This is a genomic window from Rhizobium sp. OAE497 (assembly GCF_040546565.1).
GTDB lineage: Bacteria > Pseudomonadota > Alphaproteobacteria > Rhizobiales > Rhizobiaceae > Rhizobium.
Genome location: NZ_JBEPOA010000002.1, coordinates 1,033,004 through 1,052,676, shown reverse-complemented (window position 1 = coordinate 1,052,676; position 19,673 = coordinate 1,033,004). Strand labels below are relative to the sequence as shown.

The window sequence follows — 19,673 nt, the reverse complement described above, 5'->3', positions numbered from 1 at the left end:
CCTAAAGCTCGATCAGCACGCTCTTCTGGCGGCGGTTCGACTTGTAGGCCTCCTTGCCGAGATCCTTGCCGATGCCGGAGCTCTTGTAGCCGCCGGTCGGCAGGATGTGGTCGCGCGAGCGGCCGTAGCGGTTGACCCAGATAGTGCCCGCCTCGATCCGCTTCGCCGCTCTCAACCCCTGCGACAGGTCCGTCGTGTAGACACCGGCGGCAAGGCCGTAGGAGGGGTGATCGCTGAGCGCGAAGGCTTCCTCTTCGTCGTCGAAAGTCTGCAGCGTCAGCACCGGGCCGAAGATCTCCTCGGCGAGCGCCGGAGAATTCGCGGCGAGGTTGGCAAGGATCGTCGGCTCGTAGAAATAGCCCTGCCGTTCCATTCGCCTGCCGCCGATGACGCACTCCGCGCCACCGGTAATCGAGGCATCGACGATGGTTTCGATGCGCTGCAGCTGGCGTTCGGAGATGACCGGCGAATAGTCGCTTTCGGCGTCCCAGGTCGGCCCGGCGCGATGCGTGGACATCGCCTCCGTGAGCGCTGCCAGCAGTGGCTCCGCGATGCGCCGGTCGGCGATCACCCGCGTACCGGCGACGCAGGTCTGCCCGGCGTTCAGGAGAATGCTGCGCGCGATGCAGCCGGCGGCTTTCTTGAGATCGGCCGACGCGAAGACCACTTGCGGGCTCTTGCCGCCAAGCTCCAGCGTCACCGGCTTGATCTGCGACGAGGCGATCGTCTTCATGATCGCGCCACCCGCAACGGTCGACCCGGTGAAGCTTACCTTGGCGATATCGGGATGCGCGACGATGCTGGCGCCGGTCGTCGGACCGTCCCCGAGCACGACATTGACGATACCGGCCGGGATACCGGCGCGTACAGCGAGTTCCGCGAGATAGAGTGTCGAGAATGGCGTCAACTCGGACGGTTTCAGCACGATTGCGTTGCCTGCCGCGAGCGCCGGTCCCATCTTCCAGCCGGCCATCGAGAGCGGCACGTTCCACGGGGTAATGGCGCCGACCACGCCATAGGGCTCGCTGAGGATCATGCCGAGATGGTTGCCGTCCGTCGGCACGACGTCTCCGCCCTCCTTGTCGGCCATTTCGGCGAAGAAGCGGATCTGCTCGGCTGTCACCGCGACATCGATCGATACGGACTGCGCGATTGGACGCGCCGAGGAAAGGGATTCCAGCCGCCCGAGCTTTTCGCGCTCGGCGATAATCAGATCGGCCCAGCGATGCAGCGCCTCGGCGCGCAGGCGCGGACGCCATGTAGCCCAGCCGCTCGATCTCAGTGCGCTCTTTGCCGTCGAGACGGCCTGATCGACGATATCGGCACTGGCGACCGGACAGCGCGCATAGCTGACGGCGTCGGACGGGCGCAGCAGTTCGATCTCCGGTGCGCCAGAGACAAGCCTGTCGCCGATCCAGTGGCCGAGGGGAAGTTCGATGCGATCGGGATCGAAGGAAATCGTCATGGCAAAACCGTCAGAAAATGGAATTGAAAAGAGACGGCGGCGCATGGCCGCCGGAAAGGCAAAAGACCGCGGGGCGCAAACCCCGCGGCCGTTCGATCAGGCCTGTTTGACGCGCGTCGTCTGGCTGCCTTGCAGATTGCGGGTCAGGAGCGTGACGACGACGAGCGTGACGACGTTCAGGACGAGCGCGACGATGCCGACATTGAGATCAGCCAGCGGCGCCGGCAGGAACGGGAAGAGCGCCGCAACAGTGCTCTTCGTCAGCGTGACCCAAGCAACGGTCGCCTCACCGACGATGACGCTGGCGAAGGCAGCCGTGCGCGTCACCGGGTTGTTGCGCATCAGGCTCGCCAGCAGGACCGGGAAGAGCTGCGTGACGAAGGCATAAGCCATCAGCAGCAGCGCAACGATCGTATCGCCGCCGCCAAGCGTGAAATAGACCGCAACCAGCATGACGCAGGGCGCCATCAGCTTGGCGACGAAGCCGACATGGGCGTCGTTCGCCTGCGGACGCAGCGGGCGATAGATGTTGTTGGCGACCAGCGTCGCCGCCGTCACCAGGATCATCGAACCCGGCACAAGTGCTGTCAGAACACCGGCAGCGCCGATGACGCCGACGAACCAGGGGTCGAAGGTCTGCAGCGAGATCTTGAACAGCGCCAGGTCGATATCGCCGCCCTGCAGGCCAGGAACCTGGAGCACGGTGGCAAAGCCGACGAAGAAGATGAACAGCAGCATCAGCTGGTAGATCGGCAGCACATAGGCGTTCTTGCGCAGCGCATCTTCCCGCTTCGCAGCGAAGGTTGCGGTGAACATATGCGGCCACATGTAGAAGCCAAGGGTCGAAAGCAGCACGGTGGAGACCAGCCAGGTCGAGCTCTGGCCACTTTCCGGCAACGCCAGGAAGCCGGGCTTTGCCTGATCGATCGCCTCGAACATCGCGCCGATGCCGCCATAATAGTGGTATGGCAGGTAGAGGCCGAGGAACACGGCGACCGACATCACCAGGATGTCCTTGACGACGGAGGTCCAGGCCGAGCCATGGATGCCGGAGACGAAGACATAGGCGGCAACGATGACGGCGCCGATCCAGATGCCCTGCGTCGACGAGATCGCCGAATAGGAGGCGACGTTGATGATAATGCCGAGGCCCTTGAGCTGCAGGATGAGATAGGGGATCAGCGCCACGACGCCGACGACGGCGACGAGAACACCGAAGGACCGGCTCTCATACTTGGCTGCGAAGAAATCCGGCTGCGAGATGAGCTTGCGCTCCTTGGCATAGCGCCAGATCGGCGGCAGCAGCCAATAGGAAAGCACGAAGCACAGGCTGCCATAGCCCAGCATGTAATAGGCCGGCGCGCCCTTGCCATAGGCATAGCCACTGCCGCCCAAGGAAGACGAAGGTCGTGTAGATCTCGCCTGCCATCAGCAGGAAGATGATCATGGCGCCGAAGCCGCGGCCACCAACGGTCCACTGCTCGAGGTTCATGTCCTTGCCGCGGCGGGCACGAAGGCCGAGCGCCAGGGCGACGATGAGGATGCCGAAAATGAAGAAAAGGGCGCTGTTCACTTCCGCTCTCCTTCAGCTGCATCGCTGGCATGGGCGCCGGATGCCTTGTCGGAGAAATAGATGCAGGCCATGACGATCGAAGTCGCCACCAGCATCAGCGAATACCATCCGAGCATGAAGGGCATGCCCAGAATGAACGGCTTCACTTGGTTCAAAAAGAACGGGGCAACGAGAACCCCGCAGATCGGTATCAGACTAAGTAAATGTATGGGTCGCATATGTTCCATCCTCTATGAAGCGACTGGTCGATTATCCCGCTCTTCCGGCGGATTGCTCCCGCACCCCTCTCCTCCTGAGAGATGGTTCGGTAATTCCTGTGATGTCGTGTTTGGCCTCTAGCGCCGCCCGCCGGCGAGCAGCCTGGCCTCCGGATCCCGCCGCAATCGCCACATGGCGATACAGCCGGCGAAGGGGCCGATTGCCAGCATGGTGAAGGCTCCGGGCCAGCCGAAGAGATCCCGCACTTCGGGCACCAGATGAATGCTGGCCATGGTCAGCAAAAATCCCGCGCAGGTCTGCGCCGTCAGCAGCGTTCCGACCGAGCTTGGTTCGGCAAGCTCGGCGATCGAGGCCGAAAACTGCGCGGAATCGGCGATCACGGTGATGCCCCAGATGATCGCGACCGGGATCAGCACGGCGAGCGGCGCGGCATAGAGCCAGCCGATCAGCGCTGCGCAGATGCCGCTTGCGGCCATGGCCGTGATCGTCACAAAGGTACGCCCCCGGCGATCCGCGAACATGCCGCCGAGCCAGGACCCGACTGCGCCGACCGCGACGGCCGCGAAGGTCAGCCATGCCGCCTTCGCATCCGAATTCTCCATGCCGCGATCAGCGAAGGACTGGTGCAGGAAGACCGGCAGCCAAGCCCACATGGCGTAGAGCTCCCACATGTGGCCGAGATAGCCGAGATTGACCCGCCTCAGCGACGTGCGACGCCAGCTCTGAGCGATCTTGCTCATGTCGACCGCGCTGGCGCGGCGGATGTTCGGGCCGAGCTTGACGAAGCCGATCAGCACCGCTGCTGCAAGAGCAGAAGCCGAGGCAACGCCATAGATTGCCCGCCACTCGACACCGCCGGTCGCAGCCAAGAGATGCGGGCTTGCCGAACCCAGCGTCAGCGCCCCGACCAGCAGGCCGATGAGCAGGCCGATATCGCGATTGGCCCAGGTCGCCGCCATCCGCATGCCGACGGGATAGACGCCCGCCATGCAGACACCGGTCAGAAAGCGCAGCAGGATCACCGCGCCGCCGGTCGGCGGCAGGAAGATCAGGCAGGCGGTCGCAACCGCGGCGATCGCGGCGCAGAGCGCAAACAGCCGCCTTGGGTCGAAACGGTCGGCGAGCGACAGCAGGGCCGAGACGATGGTCCCGGCGACAAAGCCGATCTGAACAGCCGTCGTCAGCAGCGCCTCTTGCGAGGCGCCGATCGTATAATGCTGCTTGATGCCGGCGATTGCCGCGCTCGAAGAGAACCAGACGCTCATCGCCGCCACCTGCGCGGCGAGGATCAGTGCCAACGATAGAGCCCTGCCAGTGCCTGGCGCGGCGAGCGGGTTGGCGCCGGGGGGTGTCGTTCGCCCGCTCATCGGATCAGGCCCTCGCCTCGGCAGCCGGGACCGGCTTGCCGACTCGGTGGAAGTCGCGGCCGAAATAGATCAGCCCGTCACGGTCGAGCTGGTTGCGGACCGCCTTCACGCGGCAGTAGAAAACGGTGTGCGTGCCGACTTCGGACACGGAATCGACCTCGCAATCGATGGCGCAGACCGCGCCGTCCAGCGCCGGAGCGCCGGTTTCGAGAGTGCCCCAGCTGGCGCAGGCCAGCGCGCTCGCTGATCGAAAGGCCCTTGGTCGCAAACTGCATGGCGACCGTCTTCTGTTCGGCCGAGAGCACGTTGACGCAGAGATTGCCGTTCTTGCGGATGATCTCGTTATTGGCGCTCGAACGGTTGATGCAGACGAGCAATGTCGGCGGCTCGTCGGTCACCGAGCAGACGGCCGAGACCGTGCAGCCCGCGAGACCGGCTTCGCCATTCGACGTGATGATGTTGACGGCGGCCGCCAGGCCGGCCATGGCATCGCGATACGCGGATTTGTCGACCACGTTCAATCCTCCTCCAGATCCCTGCAAGCCTTAGCGGGCGGCTGCGCCGCCGCGATATTGCGCGGCCGAATGCGTCGACGGCAGGCGCGCATGGCCAAACAGCTTGTCGCGATAGGTGCCGTCGGCATAGCTGGTCTTGTAGGCGCCCTTCTCCTGAAGCACCGGGATCAGCAGGTTGACGACATCGTCGATGCTTTCGGGGGCGACCGTGCGTGACAGGTTGAAGCCCGCCACGCCGGTTTCCTCGCTCCAGCCGATAAGGGTGTCCGCCACTTCCTCAGCCGAGCCAACCCAGGGCGCCTGGCGGCTGCCGAGCACCATCTGCTCCAGGAGCTTGCGGCGCGTCCATTTCGGCCCTGCAGCCTTGTTCATGATCTCGACATTCGAGGTGATCGCCTGGCTCTTGCCGGTCTCGATCGGCTCGTCGATGTCATATTTCGAGAAGTCGATGCCGAGCGAGGCGGCGGCATGCACCAGTGCCGCTTCGGAGCTGACATAGCGCTTGTATTCCTCGAATTTCTCCTGCGCTTCGGCTGAAGTCTTGCCGAGCACCAGTGTTGCGCCGAGGAACACCTTGAGATCCTCGGCCGAGCGGCCCTTGGCGACGGCGCGCGCCTTGATGTCGTCGGTGATGCCGCGAACATCTTCCTTCTTCTGGCCGTTGACGAAGACGCACTCTGCATGGGTCGCGGCAAACTCGCGGCCACGCGGCGAAGAACCTGCCTGATAGAGAACCGGCGTACGCTGCGGCGACGGCGTGCAGAGATGCATCGCATCGACCTTGTATTGCGGCCCCTCGTGATGGATGACGCGCACCTTGCTCGGATCGGCAAAGACCGCGTTGGCGCGATCCATGACGACGGCGTCGTCATCCCAGGAGCCTTCCCACAGCTTGTAGACCAGCGACATATATTCGTCGGCGAGATCGTAGCGGTCGTCATGGGCGACCTGGCCCTGCAGGCCGATGGCGCGCGCCGCGCTGTCGAGGTAGCCGGTGACGATGTTCCAGCCGATGCGCCCACCGGTCAGATGATCGAGCGTCGACATGCGCCGGGCAAACAGGAAGGGCTGCTCGTAGGTCAGGTTGCAGGTGACGCCGAAGCCGAGATTCTTGGTGACCGCGGCCATTGCCGGGATGACGATGGTCGGATCGTTGGCCGGCAGTTGCACACCGCCGCGCACCGCCGCGTCCGGGCTGCCGCCATAGACGTCATAGACGCCGACCACATCGGCAAAGAAGATGCCGTCGAACAGGCCGGCCTCGAGCTTGCGGGCGTATTCCGTCCAATATTGTAGATCATTGACGCGCGCCGACTGATCCCGCGGATGCGTCCACATCCCCTGCTGGATGTGACCCGGGCAAAACATATCGAATGCGTTGAGATGGATTTGGCGAGGCATTTATTGGCTCCCCCTCGTAAATGTTCGCTCTATCTGTCCACCATATTGGACTTTGTGTGTCACTATGATGAGCGATTGATCTATGTCAAAGAATTTTCTGAAAGGTGTGGTCACGCCGCAGAACGCCCGCAGCACTGCACAAGCACGCCAGGACGCGGGCAGAAAGGCTTCGCCTGGCGACGCAAAGCCGTCACTATAAGAGTACGGAACACAAAAGAAAGTTGCGGATAGACATGCTCCGCCTTCAGGCAGCCCAGAGAATCAGGACCGCTCGATCATGAATCGCGTAGCACGATCACCGCGTAGCGGCAGGGCCGGTTGCTCTCGTTGCGGAAAGTGCAGTCGTTCGGCGGCCCGAGTTCCAGGCAGTCGCCTTCCTTCATCTCATGGCGCGCCTCGCCTTCGAGGAAGACCAGTTCGCCATCGAGCATCCAGATGATGTGCTTGCGATTGATATAGGACGCCGCAGGGAAGGACGATTCCTTGCCGGGCGGGAAATCGATATTGATGACATCGATCGGGGTCGCAGACCGCGGCGAGACATGGCGGCGCGCATAGCCGGTCACCGGATCGATCCAGACGGGCTGCTCACCCTTGCGCAGCAGCATTCCCTCCTGCATCTCGGCACGCACCATCAGCGTCGACATGCTCATCTCGAACGCACCCGCAAGCCGCGCCAGAAGCATCGCTGTCGGGCTCGCCTCGCCACGCTCGACCTTATGGATCATCGCCCGCGACACGCTCGACCGCTTCGCCAGCTCCGTCAGCGACCAGCCGCGCAGTTCCCGCTCAATTCTCACCCGTGCGCCGAGACGCTCATCGATATTATCCAACATGCGCATATCATTAGCGTCTCACGCCCCTCCCCGGCAACTGCCGTAGCGGAACTGTCAGATACTTAAACGCCTGCCACGATAGCGGATTGGCTACATCAAACGGGCTGGCGTTCCTTGTCGCTGTCGAATTCCAGCAATTCGACCATCACGCCGAGGTCCTTGACGGTGTCGTAATAGGCATAGCGCCCGTGTCCGCCGTCAAACTCGCCGCGCTGTAGCAGCCGGTGCCCCTTGTCTTCCAGGTAGCGGTTGCGATTGGTCAGGTTCCGGGTTCTGAAGGCGATATGGTGGCAGCCCGGCCCCTTCTCTTCCAGAAGATCGCGCCAAGCGCTCTTTTCCGGCCCCGGCTGCAGAAACTCAACGTCGATATTGCCGAACTTGAACATGATGATGCGGCAGCCAACTTCCGCTGGCTTTCCATCATAGATAGCTTGCGCCTCGTCCGGATCTGCGGCTTTACCTTCGGCCGGGACGGGCTTGCCCGTCAGGTCGGAAAACCAGGCCGCGGATTTTTGCACGTCGTCGGTGACGAAGCAGATCTGCATCACCGCATCTTCGTCAAGCAAGCGTTTGTCCATGTCTCAATCCTTTGAAGGAGCAAGGTCGCGGGAGCGGCCGATCTTTTGAGCGGCCGCCCTCTGGGAGGGATCGATTAGCCAAGGATAGTCTGGTAGTTGTCCTTCACCTTGGAGATCGCATCATCAATGCTCATGTTGGGATCGCTCCAAAAGTTGAAGACCACTTCCCATATCGAATTTTCCCAGTCGGCATCGCTGATGCTGTGCGGATTCTGCACCTGATGCTTGGGGTCGGCGACGATGTGCAGGACCTCCTTGGAGCAGGCGTCGAGACTATCCTGCGGCGCGTCGAGGCGAACAGGCGTCGATCCCTTTGCCTTGGCGAACTTTGCCTGGACATTCGGGTCGATCACGACGGATGCGAAATCCAGTTCCGCCTTATCCTTGTCCTCAGGCTGGCCGCCGAGGAGGCCCCAGCTGTCGACGCTCGCGACTACGGCCTTGGCGCCGGGGATTTGGATACAACCGAAGTCCTTGCCTGCTGTCTTTCCGGCAGCAAGCCATTCGCCCTTCATCCAGTCGCCGTGGATCTGCATCAGAGCCTTGCCGGTGATCACGAGGTTGGTCGTCAGATTCCACTCGCGATTGGCCGAACCCTCGTCCGCTGCCTGCTGGAATTTCCGAAGATATTCGAAGACCTTGCGGAACTCGGGCGTGTCGAACACCGCAGGATCGGGCTTTTCGCCGTAGATTTTGTTGAAGAAATCCTGACCGCCGATCGTCGCCGCCAGAGCATGGGTGAGGTATCCAACTTGCCACTGCTGACCGCCAACGGCGAGCGGGATGACACCAGCCGACTTGACCTTATCGAAGTCTGCGAACATGTCGTCGAGCGTCTTCCAAGCCGTCGGATCGACGCCAACCTTCTTGGCGACGTCCATGTTGTAATAGACCATGCCATCGATATGCAGCGCGGTCGGCACCTTCATGACCTGGCCATCGACGACCATCGAATGAGCGACAGCGTCTGGATACTTATCGGGATAGCCCTGATCTTTGAAGAAATCTGTCAGCGGGCGACCGAAGCCCTGCTTTGACAAATCGCGATAAACGCCTGGGTTGGATTCCATGAAGACGTTCGGCGGATTGCCGCCTGCGACGAGATTCATCAGGTTGACGTTCGAGCCGGTGTCATGCGGGATGGCGATATCCGTCCATTTATGGCCCTTCGCCTCGAAATGCTTCTTGAGCACGTTCAATGCGGCCACCTCCGGCGGAGCCGACCAAGTGTGGTAGATCACCAATTCTGTGGCGTGTGCGCCCAGGGGGGCGGCGCCTGCAAGCATGGCGGCAGTGATGCCGGCAATAATCCTGTTCATCATTTCCATTCCTCCCATCGTTTATGCATTCACATCCGCCGCCCGGTGCGAGCGTCGAAGATATTGGCCTTTCCGCGTGGAAATTCGGCGCGAACCGACTGCCCGGCTGCAAGTCCCGCCGCACGATCGGGATCGACACGCAAGGCAAGAAGTGCGGCGCCGAAACCGAGATAGGCAGTAGCATCCGAGCCCGTACGCTCAGCCTGGCGAAGCGGCAGCGCGAAGCTGGCCGCCGCATTGGCGAGCGGCTGATCGGCGACGACGAAATGTTCCGGGCGCAATCCGACGATGACTTCAGCACCATCCTGCGGCGGGGCCGAAAACGGATAGCCCGCCAGATCGATCAAGTCGCCGGTATCAAACTTCGCCTTGACGCAAGGCCCATCGATCTTCAACCGCGCCGGACGCAGGTTCATTGCCGGCGCGCCGATGAAGCCGGCAACGAAGAGATTTGCAGGACGCTCGTAGATCTCATCCGGCGTACCGAATTGCTGGATGACACCGCCATCCATGACGGCGATCCGCGTTGCCATCGTCATCGCCTCGATCTGGTCATGAGTGACGTAAACGATGGTCGGCTTCAGCGTGTCGTGTAGCTTCTTGATCTCGAGCCGCATCTCTGTCCGCAGCTTGGCGTCGAGATTGGAAAGCGGCTCGTCGAAGAGAATGACATCCGCCTGCTTCACAAGCGCCCGGCCGATCGCCACGCGTTGACGCTGGCCGCCTGACAACTGGCCGGGCTTGCGATTGAGAAGCGGTTCGATCTGCAGGAGTTTTGCCGCTGTAGCAATCCGCTGCTCGACTTCCTGCCTGTCGAGGCGGCTGGCTGCGAGGCCGAACTTCAGGTTCCCGTAGACGGTCTTCGTCGGATAGAGCGCATAGGATTGGAAGACCATCGCGAGCCCGCGATCCTTCGGATCGAGATCGGTCACATCCCGCTCGCCGATCATGATCCGCCCGTCGCTGACCTCAAGCAGGCCCGCCAGCAGATTGAGAAGCGTGGTCTTGCCACAGCCGGAGGGGCCGAGCAGTACCAGGAAATCACCGTCGTCAACCGCAAGATTGAGGTCGTTGAGAATGGTCAGCGAACCAAAGGATTTGACAATATGTTCGAATGAAACACGCGGCATGGATCAACCCTTGATCGCGCCGGCGGTAATTCCCTGAACGAAGAATTTGCCGACGAGGAAATAGATGACGAGGGGTGGAATAGCGGTCAGCAGCGCCGCTGCCATGTTGTCGTTATAGGCGACGACGCCGGTCGAAACCGTGATCAGATTGGCAAGGATGACCGTCATCGGCTGCGTTCCCAGCCCACCGAAAGTCACGCCAATCAGGTAGTCGTTCCAGATTGACGTGATCTGCAGGATGAGGACGACGATCAGAATATTGCCGGACATCGGCAAAATGATCTCGATGAAGATGCGCCAGAACGAGCCTGAATCGATGATCGCGGCGCGGATGATCTCCTGCGGTATGTCCTTGTAGTAGTTGCGGAAGATGAGCGTCAACACCGGCATCGCGAGAACCGCATGGACGGCGGCGATGCCCCAGAGCGTACCGTAAATCCCGATCGACGCGGTGATGCGGATCAGGGGATACATGATGACCTGGAATGGCACGAAGGCGCAGATGAACAGCAGGAACAGGAACGCATTCGCCCAGCGAACATTCCAGAGCGCCAGCGCATAACCGGTGACGATTGACAGCGCGATCGACAGGATCAGCGACGGAAAGAGGATCAGAACCGAGTTCCAGAAACCGACTTTCAGACCATTGCAATTGATGCCCGAGCAGGCCTTGTTCCACGCGTGATCCCAGGCCTCCAGTGTCCAGACATGCGGCAGCGAAAAGATCGCGCCCTCGCGGATCTGGTCCATTGTCTTGAAAGACGTGACGACCACGACATAGAGCGGCACGCAGAAGAACAGCGCGCAGATCGTCAGGAAAACGAGAATTGCGATCGAACGGCCAGCGATCCGCTTCTTCTTGCGCGGAAAGAAGGGGCCGCGCTGTGTCGGCAATGCATTGGCCGCGTCTTCGAGCGTTGCAGCCTGGGTGATCATCGTCATGCGCCACCGCCATTCACACGGCGCTGCTGCCATGCCGTAATCAGCACCAGCGGCAGGAAGATCAGTGCCGTGATGACAAGCATTGTGATCGCCGCCGCTGAGGCATAGCCGATATTGCTCTTTGCCGAGAGCGCGTTGATCGTGAAATAGGCGGGAACCCAAGTAGAGTTGCCAGGACCGCCGTTTGTCATGGCGACCACGACGTCATAAGCCTTGATCACACCGAGCGAGAGCAGGATGGCGCAGGTGATGAAGGTAAACTTCATCATCGGGATGATGATCTCGATATAGAGACGCCAGAAGCTGACGCCATCGAGCCGCGCCGCACTCCAGATCTCCGTGTTGATCGACTTCAAACCGGCCAGCATCAGTGCCATGTAGAAGCCGGAACTCTGCCAGATCGAGGCGAGAATGATGGCGTACATCGCCGTATCCGGGCTCGCCAGCCAGTTGAAGCTGACGGAGGTAAAGCCAAGTCCGTGCAGGAAATTCTCAAGACCGAGCTGCGGATTGAAAATCCAGCGCCAGGCAGCACCCGTGACGATCAGCGAGACGGCGAGCGGATAAAGAAAGACGGTGCGAAAGAAGCTTTCTCCGCGCCATTCCCTGTCGATCATCGCCGCGAGCACGAAGCCGAAAACGATGGCGAGCGCGCTGCCGAGGCCGAGAATGATCAGATTCTGCAGCGAGATCGCCCAGCCGCCATCATTGAACAACCGGGCGTATTGGCGCGTCCAGTCTGTCCAGTCGATTTCATATTCGGGCATGCGGCGGCTGCGAGTAAACGACAGCCAGACGGTCCAGCCGATCGCTCCGATGAAAGCAACCATGGTGACGGCAACAGCCGGCGCGAGAGCCAGCTGGGGCGCCACGCGGCTCCAGCGTAGTTGCATCTCTGTCCTCCCCAAGGCGGCGCTCCCACACCCCCTTCGCTCGAATTCGAGCTTGTATTATCGTTAAACTATGTTCAAAAATCGCATTAGGTCAACAGCTGTTTTTGGTTTGCGTGGCGGCAACCTGTGCACAGCACGGATCATAAGGCAGCTGACGCGACCTTCAGGGAGGAGGAATAAACGATGAGAAAACAATGGGGTATTCCACAGATCGGCTTCGGAACTTATGGGCGGACGGGCGCTGACGGCGTTACTGCGATCCTTTTTGCCCTTGAGACCGGTTACCGCCATTTGGACACGGCGCAGACTTACGACACCGAAACGGAGACCGGAAAGGCGTTTCGGGAGTCCGGCCTACCGCGCCAGGATGTGTTCATCACTACTAAGATTTCGACCGACAACCTTGGCGAAGGGCAGCTTATCCCCTCCCTCGAGCGCAGCCTAGAGGCGACGAAACTTGAGCAGATGGATCTGACGCTTATCCATTGGCCGGCGCCGCACGGGCGAATTTCGCCGGAGGTCTATCTGCCGCAGCTTGCTGAAGCGCAGGCACGCGGCCTGACGCGATTGATCGGCGTCTCGAATTTCACGATCGGCCTTCTGGAGCAGGCTGCCGCGATTCTGGGCGACGGCAAGGTCGCCAACAACCAGTTCGAACTTAATCCGCACCTGCAGAACAAGAGGCTTGCAAAGCATTGCATGGAAAAGGGAATTTCCGTCACTTGCTACTTGCCTATCGCCCGTGGCGCCTTGCGTGGCGACCCGGTCATAGAAGCCATCGCGGCGAGACACGACGCGAGCGTCGAGCAGATCGCCCTCGCCTTCGAGTTTACCAAAGGCTACTGTGCAATCCCCACGTCCGGCAAGCCGGAGCGTATCCGTTCGAATTTCCAGGCGTCGAAACTCACGCTTTCGGTCGAGGAGGTCGCCGCAATCGAGACCGTCGACCGCAACCTGCGCGTCATCAATCCGGATTGGGGACCGAAGTGGGATTGACTGGACCCCATTGACAAGCCGCAGCGATCACGGCAATTCTTACGCTCGTATTAACGTTAAACTAAATTGCTCCATGGAGCGAATGAGCGGCAATGGCAACGTTGCCGGGAGGAGGATTTATGCTTGGAATTACCGGCTACGGCCACGTTGCGATCAAGGTGAAGGATCTCGACGCCTCGCTTGATTTCTACCGTGAGAAACTTGGATTTCCGGAAATGCTTCGGCTGAAGAACGATGATGGCTCGACCTGGCTCGTCTATCTCCGGATCACTGACGAACACTATCTTGAAATCTTCCCCGGCGCAGAGAACGAAAGGGCGCCGGGCTGGAATGCCAATGGCGTCAACCACATGTGCTTCACGATCGACGATCTTGATGCGACCGCCGGCCGCATCAAGGCGGCCGGCATAAAGCTGACGGCGGAGATCAAGGCCGGCCTCGACGGTAATCGGCAGGCTTGGATCGAGGATCCGGATGGCAACCGCATCGAACTAATGGAGATGCATCCGGATTGCCTTCAGTATCAGGGCATCAAGCGGCTTCACGCCGAAGGTAAATAATCGGGCGGGGCCGCGGTCATGCACTGCGGCTCCCTTCCGCTTTCTTTGCGGCAGCGCTAATGGAAGCGGAGTGTTACAAATGCAGATATGAACCGATGACGCGATCAACCGTCCGCCTCAAAGACATCGCCGGCAAAACGGGCTTCTCCGTCAACACGGTCTCGTTGGCGCTAAGGGAAAGCCCGCGCATTCCCGAGGAAACGCGGCAGCTGATCCGGGATGCGGCGGCCGAGCTCAATTATCTGCCGAACCATATCGCCAAGTCTCTCGTCAATCGCGAGACGAAGACGATCGGCCTGATCCTGACCGACATCACCAACCCGACGCTGACGCGCACCGCACAGGCGATCGAATTGGCGCTCGCCGAGCGAGGCTACGGCACGTTGTTTGCAACATCCAACAACGATTTCGGTGAGGAGATTCGCGCACTTGAGATGTTCCGCTCACGGCAGGTCGACGGCATGCTTGTCTATCCACGCAGCCACCGGCGCCTTGACCATATCCGGCGCTTGAGGCAGTCGAACTATCCCGTTGTTCTCCTCGTCGGCGATCCGGATTCCGGCGTCGATGGTGTCTGTGTCAACGAGCGCCGCGGTGCCTACAAGGCAACGCGTCACCTGATCGAGACCGGTCATCGCCGTATCGCGATCATCGATAGCGCCAACCCGCTCGGCAATCTCGAGAAGTGTGAGGGATATCTGCAGGCTCTAGAAGAGGCTGGCATCGGATTCGACCCGGCTTTAGCCGCGGACCCGCAGGGCCATACCGTGATGAAGGGCTATTGGGCGACGGACACACTGATGAGCATCGCACCACGCCCAACCGGCATCTTTGCAGCAAACGACTCGCTGGCACTTGGCGCCTTGCGCTGGAGCCAGAAGAATGGAATTTCCGTGCCCCGCGACGTGGCTATCGTCGGCTTCGACAATATCGAGTTTGCCGAGCATGCAGCGACCCCGATTTCCAGCGTCAACTATGCCGTCGATGTCGTCACCCAACTCGCCGTCGATCGCCTGATGCGGCTGATCAATGCGGGGGACACACTTCCAGAACCCCGGGTGACGATGATCGATCCCGATCTGATCGTCCGCGAAAGCACGACTGGGCGCGTCTGACCGCGGCGCCGCGCAAGAGGAGGAAGCCATGACCTATCCGATCTCCTATCAGCTTTATTCTTCCCGCAATTTTCCGCCGCTCTACGCACAATTCCCTGAGCTCAAGGCCTTCGGCTACGATGCGATCGAGCCCTGGCTCCCGGCCTATGAGGCCGATCCACGCACGTTCCGGCAGGCGCTCGATGATGCCGGTCTCGCGTGTCATTGCTTTCACATGCCGCTGGCTGGCCTCATCGACGAGCCGAACCGCTTTATCGACATTGCCCTGACGATCGGAGCCACGGTAATGATCCCGCCTTACGTGGCCCCGGAAGAGCGCGATACGACCGCGGACTACTGGCGGGGGCTGGGCGAGAGGCTCGCGGCGGGCGCCGAACGCGCGGCACCTCACGGGTTGAAAGTCGCCTGGCACAATCACGATTTCGAGTATCGCCCACTCGCCGATGGATCGCGGCCTATCGACCTCATCTTCGAAGGCGGCGGCCCGGACCTCTGGTTCGAGATCGATTGCGGCTGGATCACCCGCGCGGGCGCCAATCCCCCGGCCGAGCTCAGAAAATTTGCGGACCGCATCATCGCCATACAGATGAAGGACATGGCGCCTGCTGGAACAACCGGGGACGACGGCTGGGCTGCGACCGGCGACGGCATCATCAACTGGGGAGGCCTCGTACCGCTCTTCCGCCAAACGGCGGCCGAGCACATCGTCACCGAACACGACAATCCTTCGGACTGGCGCCGCTTCGCCAAACGCTCGATCGATCACATCAAGGCGCTTGGCCTGTAAAAAGCCTGGACAAGCTGCTTATAGCAGCTTGTCCAGGGTGATCGGCAGATCGCGGATGCGTTTTCCGGTGGCGTTGTAGACGGCATTTGCGATGGCGGCGGCGACGCCGGTGATGCCGATTTCGCCGATGCCGCGGGCGCCCATCGGCGCCTGCGGGTCGGGCTCGTTCGTGTAGATGATGTCGATCTCGGGGACGTCCATCTGCACCGGCACGTGATATTCGGCGAGCGATGCGTTGACGACGCGGCCAAAGCGTTCGTCGAAATTGGTCTCTTCGGTCAGCGCCAGTCCGATCCCCATGATGATGCCGCCCTTGAACTGGCTGATCGCCGTCTTGGCGTTGAGGATCACTCCGGCGTCGAAGGAGCCCAGGAAGCGCGATATGCGCGTCTCGCCGGTGATTTCGCTGACCCTGACTTCGCAGAATTGCGCGCCGTAGGAGTGCATGGAGAAGGCCTCCATTTCCGCCGGTGGCGGTGCTTCACCCTGAACGACAAGCTCGTCCCTCCCCGCGCGGCGCAGGATCGACTGATAGGATTCGAAGCGTCCTTTCTCGTCGCGATGGCCGATCCCGCCGTCTCTCGGCTCGACCTCGGCAAGCGACAGCCCGGCAAGCGGCGAGTCGTTTCCGGCGAGCTTTAACAGCTCGTCGACGAAGATCTCCGTGGCCGCGATCACCGCACCTGCGATCGACGCCGTCTGCGTCGAGCCGCCAGCGATCACGCCGCGCGGCAGGGTGCTGTCGCCATAGTCGAAGGTCACGTCCTCGAAGGGGATGCCGAGACGGAGCGCGATATGCTCGGCCTGGGCGGTTGCCGTGCCCATGCCCATATCGTGGACAGCAGTGGAAACCGTTACTTTGCCCTCGGCCGTCAGCCGCATCCTCACGGCGCCGCCGGGGAAGCGGTGATAGGGATAGGTCGCGGTTGCGCATCCCATGCCGATCAGCCATTCGCCGTCGCGCTTCTGGCGCGGCACCATGCTGCGCCCGCTCCAGCCGAATTTCTCGGCACCCTTCTCGTAGCATTCAATGAGGCGGCGCGATGAAAAGGGCTTGCCGCTGGTCGGGTCCCTTTTGGGCTCGATGCGGCGGCGGAGTTCGATTGGGTCGAGCTTAAGCTTTTCCGCCAGCTCGTCGATTGCCGATTCCAGCGCGAAGGTGCCGACGGATTCGCCGGGTGCGCGCATGAAGGTGTTGGCGAGCATATCCATATCGGCCACTTCCTGCGCGAGCCTGAAGGATCCGGCCGCATACATATGACGGGCCGGGAAGGTGAACTGCTCCGGACAGGAATTGTGCAGCGTCATCGCGACGATGCCGGTGTGGATCAGGGCGTCGAGCGTCCCATCCGCCTTGGCGCCGAGCGCGACACGCTGCTCGGTGACAGTGCGCCCGCCGACAAGACGGAAGACGCCTTCGCGGGAGAGCATGATGCGCACCGGCCGCCCGGCGAGCTTCGCTGCCGCACAGGCAAGGATCTGGTGATCCCACAGGCATTTCCCGCCAAACCCGCCGCCGACATAGGGCGAGGTGACGTGCACATTCTGCGGATCGATCCCGAAGATGTCGGCGAGCTGCCCGGCAGTCAGATCCAGAAGCTGGCTGGCATCGTGCATTCGCAGGTGATCGCCATCCCAGGCGACGGTCGCCGCATGCAGCTCGATGGCGTTGTGATTATGCCTCGGCGTCCGGTAGATCTGGTCGACGCTGACTTCAGCACGTTTGAGAGCGGCCTCGGCGTCACCGATCTCCAGGATCGGCGGCTGGCCGAGCAGTGTTTCAAGCTGCCTCGGTGTCTTCTTCGCCTCCTCGAACGAGGTGACAGCCGGCAAGGCCGCGTATTCGGTCTTGATCAGGCTTGCCGCATAATCCGCCTGCTCCTGCGTTTCGGCAAGCACACAGGCCACCGGCTGGCCGTTCCAGTGTATCTCGTCGTTCTGCATCACCGGCAGGTCGCTGGCGCCTGCGGCCGTCGGCGACGACATCATCAGCGATGGCGCCTTCATCCGCGGGGCGTTGTGATAAGTCATGACGAGAATGACGCCCGGCGCCTTTTCTGCTGCCACCGTCTCAATCGACAGAATGCGCCCGCGCGCAATCGTGCTGAAACTCAAGGCCGCATAGCAGATGTCCTCATAGGGATACTCGGCCGCATAGCGGGCGCCACCCTGAACCTTCAGCGGTCCGTCGATACGCGAAACCGGGCGCCCGAGCGCTCCATGCCGGCGCAACATCGGATCCGATGTCACGGCGGGCTGCCAGCGGCCGGATTTTGCGGTGGTGGTTTCCGGCTGGGTGCTCATGCGCCCTCTCCCTTCAATTCGTTGAGGACGGCAACGATCGTTCGCGTGGCGAGCTCGATCTTGAAGCCGTTGTCGCGAAGCGCCTTTGCGGATGAGAGCTCAGCCTCTGCCGCGGCCCGGAAGGTCTGTTCCGTGGCCGGTTGCCCTCTCAGCGCCGCCTCCGCTTTCGAAGCACGCCACGGCTTGGGCGCGACGCCGCCAAGCGCCAGCCTGACATCGCGGATGTTGCCGGCATCATCGATGTCGAGCGCTGCCGCCACTGAGGCGAGCGCGAAGGCATAGCTGGCCCGGTCGCGCACCTTGCGATAGGCGGAACGCCGGCCGAAGGATAGCTGCGGAATCTCCACCGCCGTGATCAGCTCCCGGGGCTGCAATTCGGTTTCGACATCAGGACGATCGCCCGGCAGCCGGTGAAGTTCCGCAAGCGGGATCGCGCGCCGTCCCGACGGCCCCTCGACATGAACCACGGCATCGAGCGCCACAAGCGCGATGCACATATCGGAGGGATGTGTCGCCACGCAGGATGAGGAGGCCCCGAGAACGGCATGATAGCGATTGAAGCCGCCGATCGCGTCGCAACCGGCACCCGGTTCGCGTTTGTTGCAGTGAGAGGCGTTGTCGTAGAAATAACGGCAGCGCGTTCTCTGCAGGATATTGCCAGCGACGGTCGCCATGTTGCGGATCTGCGCGCTGGCGCCGGAGAGAAGCGCACGCGACAGCACCGGATAGGCAGATCGCACCCGCATATCGGCCGCAAGCGCCGTGTTCTTGACCGCGCCGCCGATCATCAGCGTGCCATCGCCGGTCTGATCGATGCCATCGGCAAGTGCGGTGACGTCGATGAGCGTCTCAGGACATTCGACTGTCTCCCGCATCAGGTCGACGAGATTGGTGCCGCCGCCGAGATATCTGGCGGCGCTGCTCTTTCCGGAGAGCTCGATCGCGGTGGATGGGGTGGATGCCTTCTCATAGGTGAAGAGGTTCATGCGCGTGCCCTCGCCTTCGTCTCGGCGGCGGTCTGGCCGGAATAGGTCTCGGCGATTGCCTCGACGATGCCGTTATAGGCTCCGCATCGACAGAGATTGCCGCTCATGCGCTCGCGCAATTCAGTTTCCGTCAGAGCGATCTGCTCAGCAGCCAGATCCGGGGTGATGGCGCTCGGCACGCCGCGGCTGATTTCCGCGGCCATGCCGATGGCGGAACAGAGCTGTCCCGGCGTGCAATAGCCGCATTGGAAACCGTCATGTTCGATGAACGCCTTCTGCAGCGGGTGAAGATCGCCATTTTTGGCCAGGCCCTCGACCGTAGTGATGCTGCGCCCCTGATACTGGACGGCGAGCGCCAGACAGGAGTTGATGCGCTCCCCGTCGACAAGCACGGTGCAGGCGCCGCACGCCCCCTGGTCGCAGCCCTTCTTGGTGCCCATGAGGCCGGCATAGTTTCGCAAGAGATCGAGCACCGACGTGCGGATATCCGCAGTGACATCGATCGGCTCGCCATTGATGGTGAATTGCATAAGCGTTCTCCTTATGCGATGACGGTTTTTGAAACTTCACCCCAAGGGACCTAGAAAGCGGCGCCGAAGTTTCAAACGATTTGTGATGGGGATTTCGCTGCGTATCGGCGGCAAAGATCAACTCTTTGAATATTCGAGTCGATCCGATGCAATCGAC

The 19,673-nt window shown here is 61.5% G+C and carries 19 protein-coding genes and 1 pseudogene; 4 read left to right on the top strand and 16 right to left on the bottom strand.

Translation table 11 applies throughout. From position 1 onward, the window contains the following. Position 1 precedes the first annotated feature (1 nt). The 13 genes and pseudogenes from ABIE40_RS24520 to ABIE40_RS24455 all read right to left on the bottom strand — a co-directional run bounded on the left by ABIE40_RS24520 (position 2) and on the right by ABIE40_RS24455 (position 12,238). Entirely contained in the window at positions 2 to 1,465 is a 1,464-nt protein-coding gene (locus tag ABIE40_RS24520) for an aldehyde dehydrogenase family protein (protein WP_199628133.1), read from the bottom strand. A 96-nt stretch (positions 1,466 to 1,561) separates the two neighbouring features. Next, positions 1,562 to 2,812, bottom strand: a complete 1,251-nt coding sequence (locus ABIE40_RS24515; protein WP_354541137.1) for a sodium:solute symporter family protein — start codon at positions 2,810 to 2,812, stop codon at positions 1,562 to 1,564. Beyond that, positions 2,694 to 3,038, bottom strand: coding sequence for a hypothetical protein (locus tag ABIE40_RS24510; RefSeq protein WP_354541136.1), 345 nt, complete (start codon positions 3,036 to 3,038; stop codon positions 2,694 to 2,696). Before ABIE40_RS24510 ends, ABIE40_RS24515 begins: the two co-directional genes overlap by 119 nt. Then, positions 3,035 to 3,256, bottom strand: coding sequence for a DUF3311 domain-containing protein (locus tag ABIE40_RS24505; protein WP_112711316.1), 222 nt, complete (start codon positions 3,254 to 3,256; stop codon positions 3,035 to 3,037). Before ABIE40_RS24505 ends, ABIE40_RS24510 begins: the two co-directional genes overlap by 4 nt. A 117-nt stretch (positions 3,257 to 3,373) precedes the next feature. After that, positions 3,374 to 4,555 (bottom strand): MFS transporter, encoded by a 1,182-nt coding sequence (locus ABIE40_RS24500; protein ID WP_354541135.1) that lies wholly within the window; start codon positions 4,553 to 4,555, stop codon positions 3,374 to 3,376. Positions 4,556 to 4,628: 73 nt separating this feature from the next. Beyond that, positions 4,629 to 5,109, bottom strand: a pseudogene (locus tag ABIE40_RS31050) (flavin reductase). A gap of 60 nt (positions 5,110 to 5,169) precedes the next feature. Then, entirely contained in the window at positions 5,170 to 6,540 is a 1,371-nt protein-coding gene (locus ABIE40_RS24485; protein ID WP_199628136.1) for an LLM class flavin-dependent oxidoreductase, read from the bottom strand. Positions 6,541 to 6,815: 275 nt separating this feature from the next. Beyond that, entirely contained in the window at positions 6,816 to 7,376 is a 561-nt protein-coding gene (locus ABIE40_RS24480; RefSeq protein WP_199628137.1) for a helix-turn-helix domain-containing protein, read from the bottom strand. Between the two features lie 95 nt (positions 7,377 to 7,471). After that, positions 7,472 to 7,954 carry a VOC family protein gene (locus tag ABIE40_RS24475; protein WP_199628138.1) on the bottom strand — a complete coding sequence of 161 codons (483 nt, stop codon included), beginning with the start codon at positions 7,952 to 7,954 and terminating at the stop codon, positions 7,472 to 7,474. Between the two features lie 74 nt (positions 7,955 to 8,028). Continuing rightward, complete coding sequence (locus ABIE40_RS24470; protein ID WP_199628139.1) at positions 8,029 to 9,276, bottom strand: ABC transporter substrate-binding protein; 1,248 nt, start codon at positions 9,274 to 9,276, stop codon at positions 8,029 to 8,031. A gap of 26 nt (positions 9,277 to 9,302) precedes the next feature. Continuing rightward, positions 9,303 to 10,403 carry an ABC transporter ATP-binding protein gene (locus ABIE40_RS24465; protein ID WP_199628140.1) on the bottom strand — a complete coding sequence of 367 codons (1,101 nt, stop codon included), beginning with the start codon at positions 10,401 to 10,403 and terminating at the stop codon, positions 9,303 to 9,305. 3 nt (positions 10,404 to 10,406) lie between these two features. Beyond that, complete coding sequence (locus ABIE40_RS24460) at positions 10,407 to 11,345, bottom strand: carbohydrate ABC transporter permease (RefSeq protein ID WP_199628141.1); 939 nt, start codon at positions 11,343 to 11,345, stop codon at positions 10,407 to 10,409. After that, the gene (locus ABIE40_RS24455; protein WP_199628142.1) at positions 11,342 to 12,238 is read right to left on the bottom strand and encodes a carbohydrate ABC transporter permease; all 897 of its coding nucleotides are present in this window, start codon (positions 12,236 to 12,238) and stop codon (positions 11,342 to 11,344) included. Before ABIE40_RS24455 ends, ABIE40_RS24460 begins: the two co-directional genes overlap by 4 nt. Positions 12,239 to 12,421: 183 nt before the next feature. Here ABIE40_RS24455 and ABIE40_RS24450 point away from each other — a divergent pair, with 183 nt between their 5' ends. The 4 genes from ABIE40_RS24450 (at position 12,422) to ABIE40_RS24435 (ending at position 15,696) form a co-directional block, all read left to right on the top strand. After that, complete coding sequence (locus ABIE40_RS24450) at positions 12,422 to 13,234, top strand: aldo/keto reductase (protein ID WP_199628143.1); 813 nt, start codon at positions 12,422 to 12,424, stop codon at positions 13,232 to 13,234. A gap of 119 nt (positions 13,235 to 13,353) precedes the next feature. Beyond that, positions 13,354 to 13,794: a VOC family protein gene (locus ABIE40_RS24445; RefSeq protein WP_199628144.1), complete on the top strand. Its 441-nt coding sequence runs from the start codon at positions 13,354 to 13,356 to the stop codon at positions 13,792 to 13,794. 95 nt (positions 13,795 to 13,889) lie between these two features. After that, positions 13,890 to 14,909, top strand: coding sequence for a LacI family DNA-binding transcriptional regulator (locus ABIE40_RS24440; protein ID WP_199628145.1), 1,020 nt, complete (start codon positions 13,890 to 13,892; stop codon positions 14,907 to 14,909). Positions 14,910 to 14,937: 28 nt separating this feature from the next. Beyond that, positions 14,938 to 15,696 (top strand): sugar phosphate isomerase/epimerase family protein, encoded by a 759-nt coding sequence (locus ABIE40_RS24435; RefSeq protein ID WP_199628146.1) that lies wholly within the window; start codon positions 14,938 to 14,940, stop codon positions 15,694 to 15,696. Between the two features lie 18 nt (positions 15,697 to 15,714). Here the strand turns inward: ABIE40_RS24435 and ABIE40_RS24430 are convergent, their stop codons facing one another. The 3 genes from ABIE40_RS24430 to ABIE40_RS24420 are packed head-to-tail and all read right to left on the bottom strand — an operon-like array spanning position 15,715 to position 19,516. Next, positions 15,715 to 18,000: a xanthine dehydrogenase family protein molybdopterin-binding subunit gene (locus tag ABIE40_RS24430; RefSeq protein ID WP_199628147.1), complete on the bottom strand. Its 2,286-nt coding sequence runs from the start codon at positions 17,998 to 18,000 to the stop codon at positions 15,715 to 15,717. Further along, positions 17,997 to 18,986, bottom strand: coding sequence for an FAD binding domain-containing protein (locus ABIE40_RS24425; RefSeq protein WP_199628148.1), 990 nt, complete (start codon positions 18,984 to 18,986; stop codon positions 17,997 to 17,999). The genes ABIE40_RS24430 and ABIE40_RS24425 overlap by 4 nt, the downstream gene beginning before the upstream one ends. Next, entirely contained in the window at positions 18,983 to 19,516 is a 534-nt protein-coding gene (locus ABIE40_RS24420; RefSeq protein WP_199628149.1) for a 2Fe-2S iron-sulfur cluster-binding protein, read from the bottom strand. The genes ABIE40_RS24425 and ABIE40_RS24420 overlap by 4 nt, the downstream gene beginning before the upstream one ends. Between the last annotated feature and the right edge of the window lie 157 nt (positions 19,517 to 19,673).